General features: G+C 66.9%; 16 protein-coding genes. 9 read left to right on the forward strand and 7 right to left on the reverse strand.

The features are described 5' to 3' along the window. The first annotated feature begins 62 nt into the window (after nucleotides 1-62). Complete coding sequence (locus tag ACQHI0_RS23620; RefSeq protein ID WP_427904014.1) at nucleotides 63-461, forward strand: NUDIX hydrolase; 399 nt, start codon at nucleotides 63-65, stop codon at nucleotides 459-461. A 70-nt stretch (nucleotides 462-531) separates the two neighbouring features. After that, complete coding sequence (locus tag ACQHI0_RS23625; RefSeq protein WP_427904015.1) at nucleotides 532-726, forward strand: hypothetical protein; 195 nt, start codon at nucleotides 532-534, stop codon at nucleotides 724-726. Here ACQHI0_RS23625 and ACQHI0_RS23630 read toward each other — a convergent pair. Next, nucleotides 723-971 (reverse strand): hypothetical protein, encoded by a 249-nt coding sequence (locus tag ACQHI0_RS23630; protein ID WP_427904016.1) that lies wholly within the window; start codon nucleotides 969-971, stop codon nucleotides 723-725. The genes ACQHI0_RS23625 and ACQHI0_RS23630 overlap by 4 nt on opposite strands. Beyond that, entirely contained in the window at nucleotides 971-1,837 is an 867-nt protein-coding gene (gene mca, locus ACQHI0_RS23635; RefSeq protein ID WP_427904017.1) for a mycothiol conjugate amidase Mca, read from the reverse strand. The genes ACQHI0_RS23630 and mca overlap by 1 nt, the downstream gene beginning before the upstream one ends. A gap of 120 nt (nucleotides 1,838-1,957) precedes the next feature. Between mca and ACQHI0_RS23640 the strand changes: the two genes are divergently transcribed. Further along, complete coding sequence (locus ACQHI0_RS23640; protein ID WP_427904018.1) at nucleotides 1,958-2,419, forward strand: DUF4307 domain-containing protein; 462 nt, start codon at nucleotides 1,958-1,960, stop codon at nucleotides 2,417-2,419. A 225-nt stretch (nucleotides 2,420-2,644) separates the two neighbouring features. Next, a complete protein-coding gene (gene greA / locus ACQHI0_RS23645) occupies nucleotides 2,645-3,136 on the forward strand; it encodes a transcription elongation factor GreA (RefSeq protein WP_056813695.1) in 492 nt (163 codons plus the stop codon). A 90-nt stretch (nucleotides 3,137-3,226) separates the two neighbouring features. Here the strand turns inward: greA and ACQHI0_RS23650 are convergent, their stop codons facing one another. Next, nucleotides 3,227-4,369 carry a cystathionine gamma-synthase gene (locus ACQHI0_RS23650; RefSeq protein ID WP_427904019.1) on the reverse strand — a complete coding sequence of 381 codons (1,143 nt, stop codon included), beginning with the start codon at nucleotides 4,367-4,369 and terminating at the stop codon, nucleotides 3,227-3,229. Nucleotides 4,370-4,467: 98 nt separating this feature from the next. Here ACQHI0_RS23650 and ACQHI0_RS23655 point away from each other — a divergent pair, with 98 nt between their 5' ends. Continuing rightward, on the forward strand, nucleotides 4,468-5,649 hold the full coding sequence (locus ACQHI0_RS23655) for an acyl-CoA dehydrogenase family protein (protein ID WP_427904020.1): 1,182 nt from the start codon (nucleotides 4,468-4,470) through the stop codon (nucleotides 5,647-5,649). Nucleotide 5,650: 1 nt separating this feature from the next. On the opposite strand, the gene ACQHI0_RS23660 is transcribed toward ACQHI0_RS23655, so the two are convergent. Then, nucleotides 5,651-5,953, reverse strand: a complete 303-nt coding sequence (locus tag ACQHI0_RS23660; RefSeq protein WP_427904021.1) for a hypothetical protein — start codon at nucleotides 5,951-5,953, stop codon at nucleotides 5,651-5,653. Nucleotides 5,954-6,065: 112 nt separating this feature from the next. Further along, the gene (locus tag ACQHI0_RS23665; protein WP_427904022.1) at nucleotides 6,066-7,367 is read right to left on the reverse strand and encodes an NtaA/DmoA family FMN-dependent monooxygenase; all 1,302 of its coding nucleotides are present in this window, start codon (nucleotides 7,365-7,367) and stop codon (nucleotides 6,066-6,068) included. Nucleotides 7,368-7,525: 158 nt separating this feature from the next. Here ACQHI0_RS23665 and ACQHI0_RS23670 point away from each other — a divergent pair, with 158 nt between their 5' ends. Further along, nucleotides 7,526-7,870, forward strand: coding sequence for a DUF6401 family natural product biosynthesis protein (locus ACQHI0_RS23670; RefSeq protein WP_427904023.1), 345 nt, complete (start codon nucleotides 7,526-7,528; stop codon nucleotides 7,868-7,870). A 55-nt stretch (nucleotides 7,871-7,925) separates the two neighbouring features. Here the strand turns inward: ACQHI0_RS23670 and ACQHI0_RS23675 are convergent, their stop codons facing one another. After that, entirely contained in the window at nucleotides 7,926-8,759 is an 834-nt protein-coding gene (locus ACQHI0_RS23675) for a mechanosensitive ion channel family protein (RefSeq protein ID WP_427904024.1), read from the reverse strand. A gap of 196 nt (nucleotides 8,760-8,955) precedes the next feature. Here ACQHI0_RS23675 and ACQHI0_RS23680 point away from each other — a divergent pair, with 196 nt between their 5' ends. The 3 genes from ACQHI0_RS23680 to erm all read left to right on the forward strand — a co-directional run bounded on the left by ACQHI0_RS23680 (nucleotide 8,956) and on the right by erm (nucleotide 11,824). Next, entirely contained in the window at nucleotides 8,956-9,621 is a 666-nt protein-coding gene (locus ACQHI0_RS23680; RefSeq protein WP_427904025.1) for a TetR/AcrR family transcriptional regulator, read from the forward strand. Continuing rightward, entirely contained in the window at nucleotides 9,618-10,796 is a 1,179-nt protein-coding gene (locus tag ACQHI0_RS23685) for an NAD(P)-binding protein (protein ID WP_427904026.1), read from the forward strand. The genes ACQHI0_RS23680 and ACQHI0_RS23685 overlap by 4 nt, the downstream gene beginning before the upstream one ends. Before the next feature lie 203 nt (nucleotides 10,797-10,999). Further along, nucleotides 11,000-11,824: a 23S ribosomal RNA methyltransferase Erm gene (gene erm, locus ACQHI0_RS23690; protein WP_427904027.1), complete on the forward strand. Its 825-nt coding sequence runs from the start codon at nucleotides 11,000-11,002 to the stop codon at nucleotides 11,822-11,824. 82 nt (nucleotides 11,825-11,906) lie between these two features. Here erm and ACQHI0_RS23695 read toward each other — a convergent pair whose 3' ends face one another. Further along, complete coding sequence (locus tag ACQHI0_RS23695) at nucleotides 11,907-13,289, reverse strand: cystathionine beta-synthase (RefSeq protein WP_427904028.1); 1,383 nt, start codon at nucleotides 13,287-13,289, stop codon at nucleotides 11,907-11,909. Nucleotides 13,290-13,325: the final 36 nt, after the last annotated feature.

Below are 13,325 nucleotides of genomic sequence, written 5' to 3' on the forward strand. Positions count from 1 at the left end.
CCAGGGTGACGCGGAGCACGTTCGACGTGAGCCGGAGCCGATCGCTCCCTAGAGTGATCCCCATGATCCGCACCGCCGCCCTCGCCCATGTCCGCGACCGCAGGCTGATTCAGACGCGTCCCGAAGGCAAGGATGTCTTCTACATGGCGGGCGGCAAGATCGACCCCGGCGAGACCCCTTTACAGGCGCTACATCGCGAGATCGAGGAAGAACTCGGCGTCGGCCTGGCCGGTGTCGCCGAGTTCGGTGTCTTCGAGGCCGAAGCCTTCGGCCACCGCCGCAACACCGGTCTGCACATGACCTGTTTCCGTGCCGAACTCACCGGCGAACCCCAGGCCACCGGCGAAATCGCCGAATTCCGCTACTTCACCGGCAGCGAATACGAGGCCATGGACCACGTCGCCCCCGGCTCGCTGATGGTCTTCCGGCGTTTGCACGAACTCGACCTCATCGACTGGTAGTTCGCTCCAGCAACGATTCAATCTCGGGCGAAACGAACCCACGACCTGCGACGATCCCATAGCTGTGAACATGACGATGACCACGGCAGCCATGACAGCGTCCGAGCGCCGCGCGGCGCTGCGGCGACTCATCGCCCTGTTCGGCCTGATGAACACGATGATCGAGCTGAGCAACAGTGGCGCGCAGCGCTCGGTGGCCGAACACGCCACCGCCGCACGCGACCTCGTCGGCGAACTCGTCGCCGATCTCGCCGCAGCCCGCTAAGCGGTCGGCTTCGGCGGGTCGGCGGCGTCCTCGGTGATCACGCCCGGCTCGGTGCCCTCGTCGGCCTTCTGATCCGGTTCCGGGTGCTCGGGTTCGAACGTTTCGGGCAGGCCTTTGAGATGCTTGTTCATCGAGCGGACCAGCAGCACCGTGCCTGCCAGCAGGATCAGGATGACCAGCAGGCCGAGCGGGGAGGCCTTGCCGAACTCGGGGCCGGTGGGTTGCTGCGCGAGGTAGACCAACATCACCGGTCAGTGTCCTCGATGCCGGCGAACAGGTCGGTCTCCGGGATAGCGGTGGACACTCTGGTCTTGGCCAATTCGAACTCCTCGGTCGGCCAGAGCCGCTGCTGCATCTCCAACGGGATCGCGAAGAACGCGCCGTTGGGATCGATCTGGGTCGCGTGGGCGCGCAGGGCGTCGTCACGCTGGGGGAAGTATTTCGAGCATTCGATCTGGGTGGTGACCCGGCCCATGATGTCGCCACGCGCCGCCTGGTACTGCTTCATCCGGTCCAGCCACTCCTGCAGCGGGAACGGTTCACCTATGCGCTCGTACTCGTCGGCGAAGGCCTCCAGGCGCTTCATGCTGAAACCGTGGTCGTAGTAGAGCTTGAGCGGTGTCCACGGCTCGCCCGCCTCGGGGAACTTCGTCGGATCGCCCGCGGCCTCGTACGCGGCCATCGACACCTCGTGGCAGCGGATGTGGTCCGGGTGCGGGTAGCCACCGTTCTCGTCGTAGGTGGTGATCACCTGCGGCTTGAACTCGCGGATCACGCGCACCAGCGCCTCGGTGGATTCCTCGAGCGGCACCAGCGCGAAGCAGCCCTCGGGCAGCGGCGGTAGCGGGTCGCCCTCGGGCAGGCCCGAGTCGACGAAGCCCAGCCAGTGCTGGCGCACGCCGAGCGCGTGGGCGGCCGCGGCCATCTCCTCGCGCCGCACTTCGTTGATCCGGTCCAGCACACCGGGGGTGTCCATGGCCGGGTTCAGGATGCTGCCGCGCTCGCCGCCGGTCAACGTCACGACGAGCACCTCGACGCCCTCCGCGGCGTACCTGGCGGTCGTCGCGGCGCCCTTGCTCGATTCGTCGTCGGGGTGGGCGTGCACTGCCATGAGGCGAAGGCCACTCACTTCTCGTTCACCGTCGCTCTCGCTCGCGGGTGTCAGATGTCGTTACCTATAGTTCCATCCGACCCCCTGTTTGTTCCGACCACCCCCGGGAGCGCGAAACCGATGACCGAGCCCGCACCCGACTCCGCCGCGACCTCGGCCGCGGCAGCAGCGCGACACGCCGATCGATACGGTACGAAACCACCTGCGCGTCGCCTGTGGCTGATGGTTTTGCTCGGTGTCGGCGTGGTGGTGGCCGGTTTCGCGGTGGCCTATCTGGGCTTCCAGAAATATGGTCCGAAGGCGGTCGAGACCGAGCAGCTGGGCTATGTGGTCGTCGACGACGCCACCCTGGACGTGCGGATCAAGGTGACCCGCGACAACCCACAGCAGGCAGTGGTCTGCTTCGTGCGCGCGATGGATCGCGACGGCGCCGAGGTGGGCAGGCGCGAAATACTCGTTCCCGGCTCGGACTCGACCAGCGTGCAGGTGAGCACTACGGTGAAGTCATCAGCCCGCGCTTCGGCGGGCGACATCTATGGTTGCAGTGACCAGATTCCGGGCTACCTGCGCACGCCCGCCTAGCCTGACCTGCATATTTATGAGACATGCTAAAATGGTCTGATACACGGTTCCGGGGTTCGGAGCCGTGTTTGCTGCATTGGCGGCCAGCGGTGCTGTTTGTGGGTATCGGGTTCACCCCCAGGATCGCTCCAGCCGTCGGGCTGGTGCATGCCCTCCTTCGGGGGGTCTCGCGCCGGTTTCAGGGAATCCCGGTGCGCCGGGAACAACTACTAGGGAGTGATCGAGATGACCGAGAATGTGACCTGGCTTACCCAGGAGTCGCACGACAGGCTCAAGGGCGAGCTGGACTCGCTCATTGCCAATCGTCCGGTCATTGCCGCCGAGATCAACGAGCGCCGCGAAGAGGGCGACCTCAAGGAGAACGGTGGCTACCACGCCGCGCGTGAAGAGCAGGGTCAGCAGGAGGCGCGTATCCGCCAGCTGCAGGAACTGCTGAACAACGCCAAGGTCGGCGTCGCCCCCACCAAATCCGGTGTGGCACTGCCGGGCTCGGTCGTCACGGTCTACTACGACGGCGACGAGGGCGATACCGAGACCTTCCTGATCGCGACCCGCGAAGAAGGGCTCGGCGCCACCGGCCTCGAGGCCTACTCGCCGAACTCGCCGCTGGGCGGCGCGCTGATCGACGCCAAGGTGGGCGAGACCCGCGAGTACACACTCCCCAACGGCAACACCATGAAGGTCACGCTGGTCAGCGCGGAGCCGTACCACAGCTGAGCGCGCTGAACCCGTACATCTAGAACCCGAACGCAAGCGGCCGCATCCGGAATCCGGATGCGGCCGCTTCGTCATGTGTGTTGGCCCTGCTCAGCTCAGCGCCTGCTCGACATCGGCGAGCAGATCGCTGATGTCCTCGATGCCCACCGAGAGCCGGACCAGGTCGGCGGGGACTTCCAGCGCCGATCCCTCGGTGCTCGCGTGCGTCATCGCGCCGGGATGTTCGATGAGCGATTCGATGCCGCCCAGCGATTCCGCGAGGGTGAAGATCTCGGTCCGCGAGCAGAACTTCAGCGCCGCGTCCCGGCCGCCGACCAGGCGCACCGAGATCATGCCGCCGCTGCGACGCATCTGCTTCTGCGCGATCTCGTAGCCGGGGTGCGTGGGCAGGCCCGGGTAGATGACCTGGGAGATGGCCGGGTGGTTGGTGAGGAACTCCGCGATGACCTCGGCGTTGTCGCAGTGCTTCTCCATGCGCACGGCCAGGGTCTTGATGCCGCGCATCGTGAGGAAGGCGTCGAACGGACCTGGGACAGCGCCCGCGCCGTTCTGCAGGAACGCGAAATCCTTGTCGAGGTCGGCGCTGTTGGTGATCAGCGCGCCACCGACGACATCGGAGTGACCGCCGATGTACTTGGTGGTCGAGTGCAGCACCACATCGGCGCCGAGCAGCAGCGGCTGCTGCAGGTACGGGGTGGCGAAGGTGTTGTCCACGACCAGCTTCGCGTCGGACTCGTGGGCGATATCGGCCAGCGCGGGGATGTCACCGATGCTCAGCAGCGGGTTGGTCGGGGTCTCGATCCACACCAGCTTGGTGTTGGGGCGGATGGCCGCGCGCACCGCGTCGAGGTCGGCGATGTGGGCGGGCGAGTGCTCGATGCCCCACTGGCTGAAGACCTTGTCGATGAGCCGGAAGGTGCCGCCGTAGGCGTCGTCGGGGATCACGATGTGATCGCCGGGGCGCAGCATGGCGCGCAGCGCGCAGTCGGTGGCCGCCATACCCGAGGCGAAGGCCCGCCCGTAACTGCCCGATTCGAGGGCGGCGAGGTTGGCTTCCAGTGCCGTGCGGGTGGGGTTGCCGGTGCGCGCGTACTCGTAGCCACCGCGCATGCCGCCGACGCCGTCCTGGGCGAAGGTCGAGCTCGCGTAGATGGGCACGTTGACCGCACCGGTCTGAGGATCGGGTTCATATCCGGCGTGCACGGCCCTGGTGGAGAATCCCAGCTCACTCATTGCCTCAGACTAGTTGGCTCGCTTCGCGTGCGATCGCTGGGGTATCGGCCTGGTCGAAGTGTCGGATTCGGGCGTGGTACTGCGGTTAAGCTCACGCCATGGTCACTGTCGAAGAGTTGTTCGCCATCGATCCGTTGCTGTCGCAGGAGGAGCGCGAGATCCGCGACACGGTGGCGCGATTCGGGGAACGCAGGCTGCGACCGCACCTGGCCGACTGGTTCGAGCAGGGCACGTTCCCAGCTCGCGAGATCGCGCCGGAACTGGGCAAGCTCGGGTTGCTCGGCATGCACCTGGAGGGCTACGGCTGCGCGGGCTCGTCGGCGACCGCGTACGGGCTCGCCTGCCAGGAGCTCGAAGCGGTCGACTCCGGGGTGCGCAGCATGGTGTCGGTGCAGGGCTCGCTGGCGATGGCGGCGATTCACTTCTTCGGGTCGGAGGAGCAGAAGCAGCAGTACCTGCCCGCGATGGCGGCCGGCGAGGTGATCGGCTGCTTCGGACTCACCGAACCCGACTTCGGGTCCAACCCCGGCGGGATGCGCACGCGGGCGCGTCGCGATGGTGACGACTGGGTGCTGAACGGGTCCAAGATGTGGATCACGAACGGGTCGGTCGCCGATATCGCGATCGTCTGGGCCTACGCGGACGAGCCGGGCGCGGACAAGCCGCGGGTGCGTGGCTTCCTCGTGCCCTCGGGCACACCGGGTTTCACCACTCGCGAGATCCACCGCAAGCTGTCGCTGCGCGCATCGATCACCGCCGCACTCGATTTCGACGACGTCCGCTTGCCCGCCGACGCGGTGCTGCCCGAATCACGCGGGCTGAGTTCGCCGCTGGCCTGTTTGAGCGAAGCGCGGTTCGGCATCATCTTCGGCGCGCTCGGCGCTGCCCGCGACTGCCTCAGCGCGGCGATCGACTACTCCCGCAGCCGCGAGGTATTCGACAAGCCACTCGCGGGCTACCAGCTCACTCAGGCCAAGCTGGCCGATATGGCGCTCGAGCTCGGCAAGGGACAGTTGCTCGCGCTGCACCTGGGCCGGTTGAAGGATCGTCACGAGATCACCGGCGAGCAGATCAGTGCGGGCAAGCTGAACAGCACTCGCGAGGCAATCAAGATTGCTCGCGAATGCCGAACCATCTTGGGCGCCAATGGGATCACCCTCGACTACCCGGTGCTGCGGCACGCCAACAACCTGGAGTCGGTGCTGACCTACGAGGGCACCGCCGAGGTGCACCAGCTGGTCATCGGCAAGGCGCTCACCGACGCGAACGCGTTCCGGTAGGTCAGGTACCGGCCGGTCTCGGCCTGATCATGCCGCCGGCGAAGGCCGCGGCGAGCACGACGATCACCACCGTGAGGACGGTCAGCGCGATGGGCACGGTGATCGCTGTGGGAATGCCGAGCACGGTCAGACCGGCCACACTGCCGCAACCCCAGATGATCGCGGCGGTGAGACGTCCGAGTACTGGCGCGTAGGGCGAGCGCCGCCACGCCTCGGCGATCCTCGTCTGCGCCGAATACCCTGCGCTAGCAGCGATAACCGGGCTCATGCCGAACAGTTGTACGGCCGGGTCGGTGACCTGCACTGCGGATCCCTTCGCTCGCCGAGCTGGTTTGCCGAAAGTTGTCTCGGAACGGTTATACCCATTCAGAGTCCATCGGGCGCCCGGTTCGCGCAACTCCGCGCTGTCGTGTCGGCTACGCCCTGGCCGCCGCGGTCGGCGCGGGCAGTTCCAGGTTCTCCCGGTAGGTCGCGCCCAGATAGTCGGTATCGAGCAGATTCCTGCGACGCAGTTCGGGCAGCAGACCGTTGACGACGAAATCGTGGGTGCGCTCGTCGGTGAGCCCGCCGAGGGAGATCACGTCGAGCACATTCGCCCGATAGCGCTCCTCGATCGCGTCGGCCAGCTGTTCGGGCGTGCCCGCAACGGCCCAGTGGCCGGTGTCCTTGGCGGCGATGACGAGTTCGCGCAGCGTCGCGCCGGACGCGGCGAGCTTGCCGAAGATCTCGACGCGGCCGCGGCGCCGGTGGACCGAGCCCAGTTGCGGTAGAAGGGTTTCCGGGATGGGCTTGTCCAGTGGCAGGTCGGACAAATCGATGTCGCCGCCGAGCATGTCGGCCAGCTGACGGCGCCCCGCCTCGAAATCGGTGGCTTCGGCCGCCTCGCGAACCAGCCGGCGGGCCTGCTCCTCCGTCGCGCCATAGGTGGCGTGCAAGGAACTGAAGATGAGCGGAAGTCCGTCCGGTCTGCCCAATTCGGTAGCACGGGTGCGGATCTTCTTCGTGTAGGTGATCGCATCCTCCAGCGTCGGCAGCGAGGTGAACACCACCTCCGCGAATCGCGCACCGAACTCGACCCCGCCCGCGGATTGACCGGCCTGGAACTGGACCGGCCTGCCCTGGGGCAGCGGTGGAATGTTCAGCGGACCACGCACCGAGAAATACTGTCCGACATGGCCGATCGGCCGCACGAGCGATTCGTCCAGTGCCACAACACCATTGCTGTCCTGCCGCAGCGCACCCGGCTGCCAGCTGTCGAACAACGCGTTGACCACTTCCAGCGACTCGGTGGCGCGAGCGTAGCGCTGCTCCGGGCTCGGCAGGTCCTCATCGCCGTAGTTCTCCTCCCCCAGCGAGGAGGTCACCGCGTTCCACGCCGCGCGGCCGTTGCTGATGTGGTCGAGCGTGCCGAACAACCTGGCCAGATTGTAGGGATGGTGGAAGGTGGTGGTGACCGTGGCGATGAGGCCCACATCGGTGGTCACCGCGCTGAGGGCGGCGAGCTGGATCAGCGGTTCCTGCGCACCGATGGCGCCCTGGGCACCGAAGCTGAGCAGGTCCGCCGCGAAGAGCGCACCGATCTTGTTGGCCTGCGCGATCCGGGCGATCCGTACCGCTTCGTCGAGGGTCGATCGGGTCGGGTCGAGCGCCGCCGCGTACACGTCGCGCGATCCGCTGACCCCGGTGACGGTCTTCAATTTCCGACGTTCGCTGCCCATGTTCGACAGTCCAGCAGAACACCTGGACAGCGACCATGGTTGCGCTCACCGGAATTCGATCGCGCGTGCTCGATGTTGCGTCATATTCGCCAGGCCATGAGTTTGATCTTGAAACAATCCAATTTCAGCATCACCGTATAGATTGCTATCATATTGTGATGTTTGCGCCAGGTCGCGCGTTGCTCGAACTTTCGGCGCAACGACAAATACAGCAGTTGAACACCGAGTTCGGAGCACCCGCGGCGGTCGTCGCCGCGGCGGTGCCCGCGTTGTCGGCGCAGTTGGATCAGCATGCCGCCGCGGTGCGCGACATTCTCGAGCTCGGCGTCGAGGATTCGGCCCGGGTGCCGCTCATCGTGCTGCTCGCCGGTTATGTCCGCGGACTACTCGATCATTTCGCCGAGCGGGCCGACGGATTCTTCGCAGGCGCGCCGGACAACTGGCACGATGCCGATTGGCTGCAGTTGCGCCTTGCCGCGGTGTGCGCGTACGCCGACGACTGAGAACGACGACGGCGCCCCGCCTCCCGCAGGCTGACGGTGCGCCGACGCCGGTTGGTCATCTAGCCGTTTCGCCACCCCAGCCGGGCTCGGTTTCCGTGGCGCTCGCGCCGGGCGTGGCCCATGCCTGCTGGGTCGTGCTCGGTGCCACCCGCTCACCCTGACGCTCGGCATCCTCGCGTCCACGCTGGTAGGCCTGGGCATGCCCCTTCATCGCGGGCATCTCCGATTCCAGATTGCCGAGCCAGTTGCTCCAGCGCTGTTCCATGGGCCGCACCAGGCCGCCGCCGACACCGACCACCAGGATGCCGCCGATGGTGGCGAGCACGGCGATCAGGATCGGCGTGGTCACCGAGGTCGCGACACCGATCTGGTTCAGCGCGGCGATGATGCCGATGCCCCAGATGAACACCGCCGCGATCCGGCCGAGCATGGTCCCGTAGGACAGCCCGCCGAGCACATTGGAGACGAGGTCGCTCACCGCGTGCGCGATGGCCGCGGCGATCACCACGATCACGATCGCGATCACGGCCTTGGGCAGCCATGCCACGATGCTGGTGAGCAGCGCACTGACCGGGTTCGGCCCGAATACCGCGAAACCGATCTGTAGCGCGATCAACAGAATCGCGTAATAGGCGATCTTGGCGATAATGTCGGAAGCGTCATATTTACTGCGGGACAGCATTTTCCGCAGATCGCCGCGTTCGACGAGCTTGTCGAATCCGACGCGCTCCAGCACCGCGTTCACGATCTTGGCGACCACCTTCGCGATGATCCAGCCGACAAGAAGAATGGCGATGAACGCCACCGCTTTGGGGACGAACTGCGCGACCGAACTCCACGCGTCGGTCAAGCCCTGCTGGAAATCTATCGCAACGACGGAGGTATCCACGGCCAGTCCTTTCGCTCGCTCTTGCTGATCAGGGCGGCTGAATTGCCGAAGCACCTGTTCGTGGTGTTTACCCAGGTAATACTCATCGAATCGGTCGAGTAGCGATAAATTTGCTCACGGCCGGTCAGCGGCACAGTGACCCACTACTCACCGCAGGGGTCTTGTGTTCGTCGCACACTCGAGTCACCGTGAGTAAGTGGTTACTTACAGCGAGTCGCCTACGTCGCGGGAGCGGATCCTGACCGAGGCCTTGCGCCTGTTCGGGGAACAGGGCTTCGCCAAGACCTCGGTCGCGCAGATCGAGCGGGCGGCCGGGCTCTCCGGCGGGTCCGGCGCGCTGTACCGGCACTTCAAGTCCAAGGACGAGTTGCTGGTGGCCGCGGTGGACACGCGGCTGAGCGATCGCGGCGAGTGGGACCAGTTCCTGGCGCCCACGTTCTCCGTCGCGGCGGCGCTCGAGGCGATCACGCCGTCGGGCAGCACCGTCGACAAGATCGTCGCGCTGTGCGGGATCGGCTTGGCGCGTCTGGATCACGATCGCGACGTCACCCGAATTCTGTTGCGGGACAATTCGATCCCCACTTCCCTGCTGGAGGTCTTCCGGCAGCAGGAGTACGCGGTGGTGATGTCGGCGGTCACCCGCGGGCTGGTCGAGCTCGCCGGGGACCGGGCCGGTGAGCAGGACTGGGACGCCACCGCGGCGGTCCTGGTCGGCGCGCTCGCCCACTTCTGGATGATTCGCGACATCTTCGACGGCGACCACCCGGCCGACGTCGACACCGACCGATACCTACGAGCTACCGCAGAGTTGATCGCCGCCCGGCTCGACTGGGCGGTTCCCGAAGGAGAGGACCGAGGATGAACACACCCATCACCGTGGTCGGAGGCGGACTGGCCGGACTCACGGCCGCGATCGCCGCCGCCGAAACCGGCGTGCCGGTCCAGCTTTTCGAAGCGCACAAGGCGCTGGGCGGACGTGGTCGCGCGACGCCACCACCGCACGTCGCCCACGAAGGCGCGCATGTCTTCTACGCCGACGGCCCGCATTACACCTGGTTGAAGGAGCGCGGTTTCGTGGCCGGCCTCGGCTGGCCGGGGCTCGCCGACGCCACGAGACTCGGGTTCCGCACGGACGGCACGATCCGCCGCGTGCCTCCGCTCGGGATGTTGCGCGCGCAGTCACGCAAGTGGTTGCAGGCCCCGGTCGACGTCGACTTCCACACCTGGGCCGCCGGTCGCTGGGGTGAGCGCACGGCCACCCAGGTCGCCAACGCGATCAGCGTGGTCACCTACGACGCGAACACCGGCAGGCTCTCCGCCGCCTTCGTCTGGGATCTGTTCCAGCGGGCACTCGGCCCCGCCGTCCCCGCGGTGCGCTGGGTGCGCGGTGGCTGGCAGCAGACGATGGATCGCATGGCCGCGCGCGCGACCGAACTCGGGGTGCGCATCGAAACCGGTTCGCGGGTCACCGAATTGCCCGCCGGTGGACCGGTCATCGTCGCCACCGACCTCGACTCCGCCCGTCGCCTGCTCGGCGACGACACCCTGCACGGCACCAGCGGTTTCGCGGCGCTTCTCGACCTCGGCGTCATCAAAGACCGCCGAGACCGCAGCATCGTCTTCGACCTGGACCAGGGCGGCTTCCACGAGAGCTACACCATGCAGGACGACACCATCGCTCCCGCAGGCGAATCCCTGTACCAACTCCAGATGCCGCTGCGCGACAACGAATCCCGCGACTCCGCTCACGAGCGCCTCGAACAGTTCGCCGATGCCACCATCCCGGACTGGCGCTCCCGCAACACCTTCCACCGCACCGCCACCTCGAAAGGCCGGACCGGCGCACTCGATCTACCCGGAACCACCTGGCGTGACCGGCACGCCATCGATCGAGGCGACGGCATCTATCTGGCGGGCGACATGGTCGCCGCACCCGGCATGCGCGGTGAGATCTCCATCAACAGCGCGATCCGCGCCGCCGCATCGGCGGTCGCCGAGGTACGGGCCCGTAGCCGCGCGCGCACCGGACCCGCCTGATCACCGGCCGAACCGAAATCCGGTTGCGCCGCGGCTCCCCGCATTCCTAGAGTTCGTTCCCATGTCGTGCAACTACTTCATTCGCCTCCGCTACAGCCGGGCTCGGGCCCGCTAGCGGACGCGGATAACTTCATCGGCGTCCACCGGCGCGCCCAGGGCCCTTCGAGCCTCCATCAACTCGAAGACCCGAAGGGGCAACTGCCGTGGCGCAGGATCATTCACACCGAAACTATTCACACACTCAGCGCAAGGTCACCGCTCAGCGCGGTGGCCGTACCGCCCGTGACCACGCGAGAAGGACACTGTCACAGAACTTTCTGGTGAATCAGGCCGCAGTCGACTCGATCGTGACGGTCGCCGAACCGACGGGGACCGTCCTCGAGCCCGGTGCGGGTGCGGGCATTCTCACGCGTGCCATTGCCCGCCGGGGCGCACAGGTCACCGCGTACGAGATCGATCCACTCCTCGCGGCCAAGCTCTCGGCGCAAACGCGTTCCGAGAACGGAATCCGGGTTGTCCGTGGTGATTTCACCAAGGCCAAGGCTCCCCGCGAGCCGTTCGCCGTGGTGGGCAACATCCCGTACTCGGTGACCGCCGAGATCGTCGACTGGTGCCTGACCGCCCCCACCCTCACCTCGGCGACCCTGCTCACCCAACGCGAATACGCCCGCAAACGCACCGGCGACTACGGCCGCTGGAGCCTGCTGACCGCATCGACCTGGCCCTGGTTCGCCTGGGAACTCCGCGGGCAGGTACCCCGCCACCACTTCCGCCCGATCCCCTCGGTCGACTCGGCGATCCTGCGAATCACCCGACGGGCGCAACCCCTTGTCCCCCACCGGGATTCCTACACGGAGCTGGTGCGGGCCGCGTTCTCCGGAGTCGGCGGTACGGTCCGCGCGTCCCTGCGCACCCGCTACCAGGGTGTGGACGACGCGATGGCGACAGCGGGGATCGCACCCGGCACTGTGGTCGCCTACGTCCATCCGGAGCAATGGGTGGCACTGCATTCAGCACTCGACCGCTGACCCGAGCGGCGCCACAAACCAGCTGAGCGGCTCCCACATCAGGTGTGGGAGCCGCTCAGCGGTGTCTCGCGAGGCCTCGGCGTCAGATGGAGCCGGTGCTGAGGAAGCCGAGTAGATCGTGCCGGGTGATGACGCCGACCGGCTTGCCGTCTTCGACGACCATCAGCGCGTCGGAATCCGACAGGGCCTTGGTGGCGGTCGAGATGGGTTCGCCCGAGCCGATCAGCGGGAAGGACGGGCTCATGTGCTGGGCGACGGAGTCGGTGAGGTTGGCGCGGCCTTCGAAGACGGCCGAGAGCAGGTCGCGTTCGGTGACGCTGCCCGCGACCTCGCCTGCCATGACCGGCGGCTCGGCGCCGACGACGGGCATCTGGGAGACGCCGTATTCGCGCAGGATCTCGATGGCGTCGCGCAGGGTTTCCGACGGGTGGGTGTGCACCAGGTCGGGCAGGGCGCCGGACTTGCCGCGCAGCACGTCGCCGACCAGCGGTTCCGGGCCCGCTTCGAGGGGAGTCTGGAGGAAGCCGTAGGAGCTCATCCACTTGTCGTTGAAGATCTTCGACAGGTAGCCGCGGCCACCGTCGGGCAGCAGCACGACCACCACGGCATCGGGATCGCGACGGGCGACCTCGATCGCGGCGACCACGGCCATGCCGCAGGAACCGCCGACCAGCAGGCCTTCCTCGCGAGCCAGGCGCCGGGTCATCTCGAAGGAGTCGGCGTCGGAGACGGCGATGATCTCATCGGGGATCGACGCGTCGTAGGCGCTCGGCCAGAAGTCCTCACCGACACCCTCGACCAGGTACGGGCGACCGGTGCCGCCGGAGTACACCGAGCCTTCGGGATCGGCGCCGATGATCTTCACCTTGCCGCCGGATACCTCCTTGAGGTAGCGGCCGGTGCCGGAGATCGTGCCGCCGGTGCCGACACCCGCGACGAAGTGGGTGACCTTGCCTTCGGTGTCGGCCCAGATCTCGGGGCCGGTGGTCTCGTAGTGGCTGTCGGGGCCACCCGGGTTGGAGTACTGGTTGGGCTTCCAGGCGCCCTCGATCTCGCGGACCAGGCGATCGGAGACGTTGTAGTAGCTGTCGGGGTGCTCCGGCGGCACGGCGGTCGGGCAGACCACGACCTCGGCGCCGTAAGCACGCAACACGTTGCGCTTGTCCTCGCTGACCTTGTCCGGGCACACGAACACGCACTTGTACCCGCGCTGCTGCGCGACCAGCGCCAGGCCGACACCGGTATTGCCCGAGGTCGGCTCGACGATCGTGCCACCCGGCTTCAGCAGTCCGTCCTGCTCGGCGGCGTCGATCATCTTGACCGCGATCCGGTCCTTGGAGCTGCCGCCCGGGTTCAGGTATTCGACCTTCGCGGCCACCAGGCCCGCGTTGGAGCCGACCACCGAGTTCAGCCGAACAAGGGGCGTGTTGCCGATGAGGTCAACCACATGATCCGCGATGCGCATAGCTCCATCGTTGCAGAACCCCCGATCTCGCGAGTA

This window comes from Nocardia sp. FBN12, assembly GCF_050320175.1.
In the GTDB taxonomy this organism is placed as follows: Bacteria; Actinomycetota; Actinomycetes; order Mycobacteriales; family Mycobacteriaceae; genus Nocardia.

Bases quoted from the DNA above. Each gene is read 5' to 3' on its own strand.
- ACQHI0_RS23620 (WP_427904014.1), top strand. From the start codon at position 63: ATGATCCGCACCGCCGCCCTCGCCCATGTCCGCGACCGCAGGCTGATT.
- ACQHI0_RS23625 (WP_427904015.1), top strand. From the start codon at position 532: ATGACGATGACCACGGCAGCCATGACAGCGTCCGAGCGCCGCGCGGCG.
- ACQHI0_RS23630 (WP_427904016.1), bottom strand. From the start codon at position 971: ATGTTGGTCTACCTCGCGCAGCAACCCACCGGCCCCGAGTTCGGCAAG.
- mca (WP_427904017.1), bottom strand. From the start codon at position 1,837: ATGGCAGTGCACGCCCACCCCGACGACGAATCGAGCAAGGGCGCCGCG.
- ACQHI0_RS23640 (WP_427904018.1), top strand. From the start codon at position 1,958: ATGACCGAGCCCGCACCCGACTCCGCCGCGACCTCGGCCGCGGCAGCA.
- greA (WP_056813695.1), top strand. From the start codon at position 2,645: ATGACCGAGAATGTGACCTGGCTTACCCAGGAGTCGCACGACAGGCTC.
- ACQHI0_RS23650 (WP_427904019.1), bottom strand. From the start codon at position 4,369: ATGAGTGAGCTGGGATTCTCCACCAGGGCCGTGCACGCCGGATATGAA.
- ACQHI0_RS23655 (WP_427904020.1), top strand. From the start codon at position 4,468: ATGGTCACTGTCGAAGAGTTGTTCGCCATCGATCCGTTGCTGTCGCAG.
- ACQHI0_RS23665 (WP_427904022.1), bottom strand. From the start codon at position 7,367: ATGGGCAGCGAACGTCGGAAATTGAAGACCGTCACCGGGGTCAGCGGA.
- ACQHI0_RS23670 (WP_427904023.1), top strand. From the start codon at position 7,526: ATGTTTGCGCCAGGTCGCGCGTTGCTCGAACTTTCGGCGCAACGACAA.
- ACQHI0_RS23685 (WP_427904026.1), top strand. From the start codon at position 9,618: ATGAACACACCCATCACCGTGGTCGGAGGCGGACTGGCCGGACTCACG.
- ACQHI0_RS23695 (WP_427904028.1), bottom strand. From the start codon at position 13,289: ATGCGCATCGCGGATCATGTGGTTGACCTCATCGGCAACACGCCCCTT.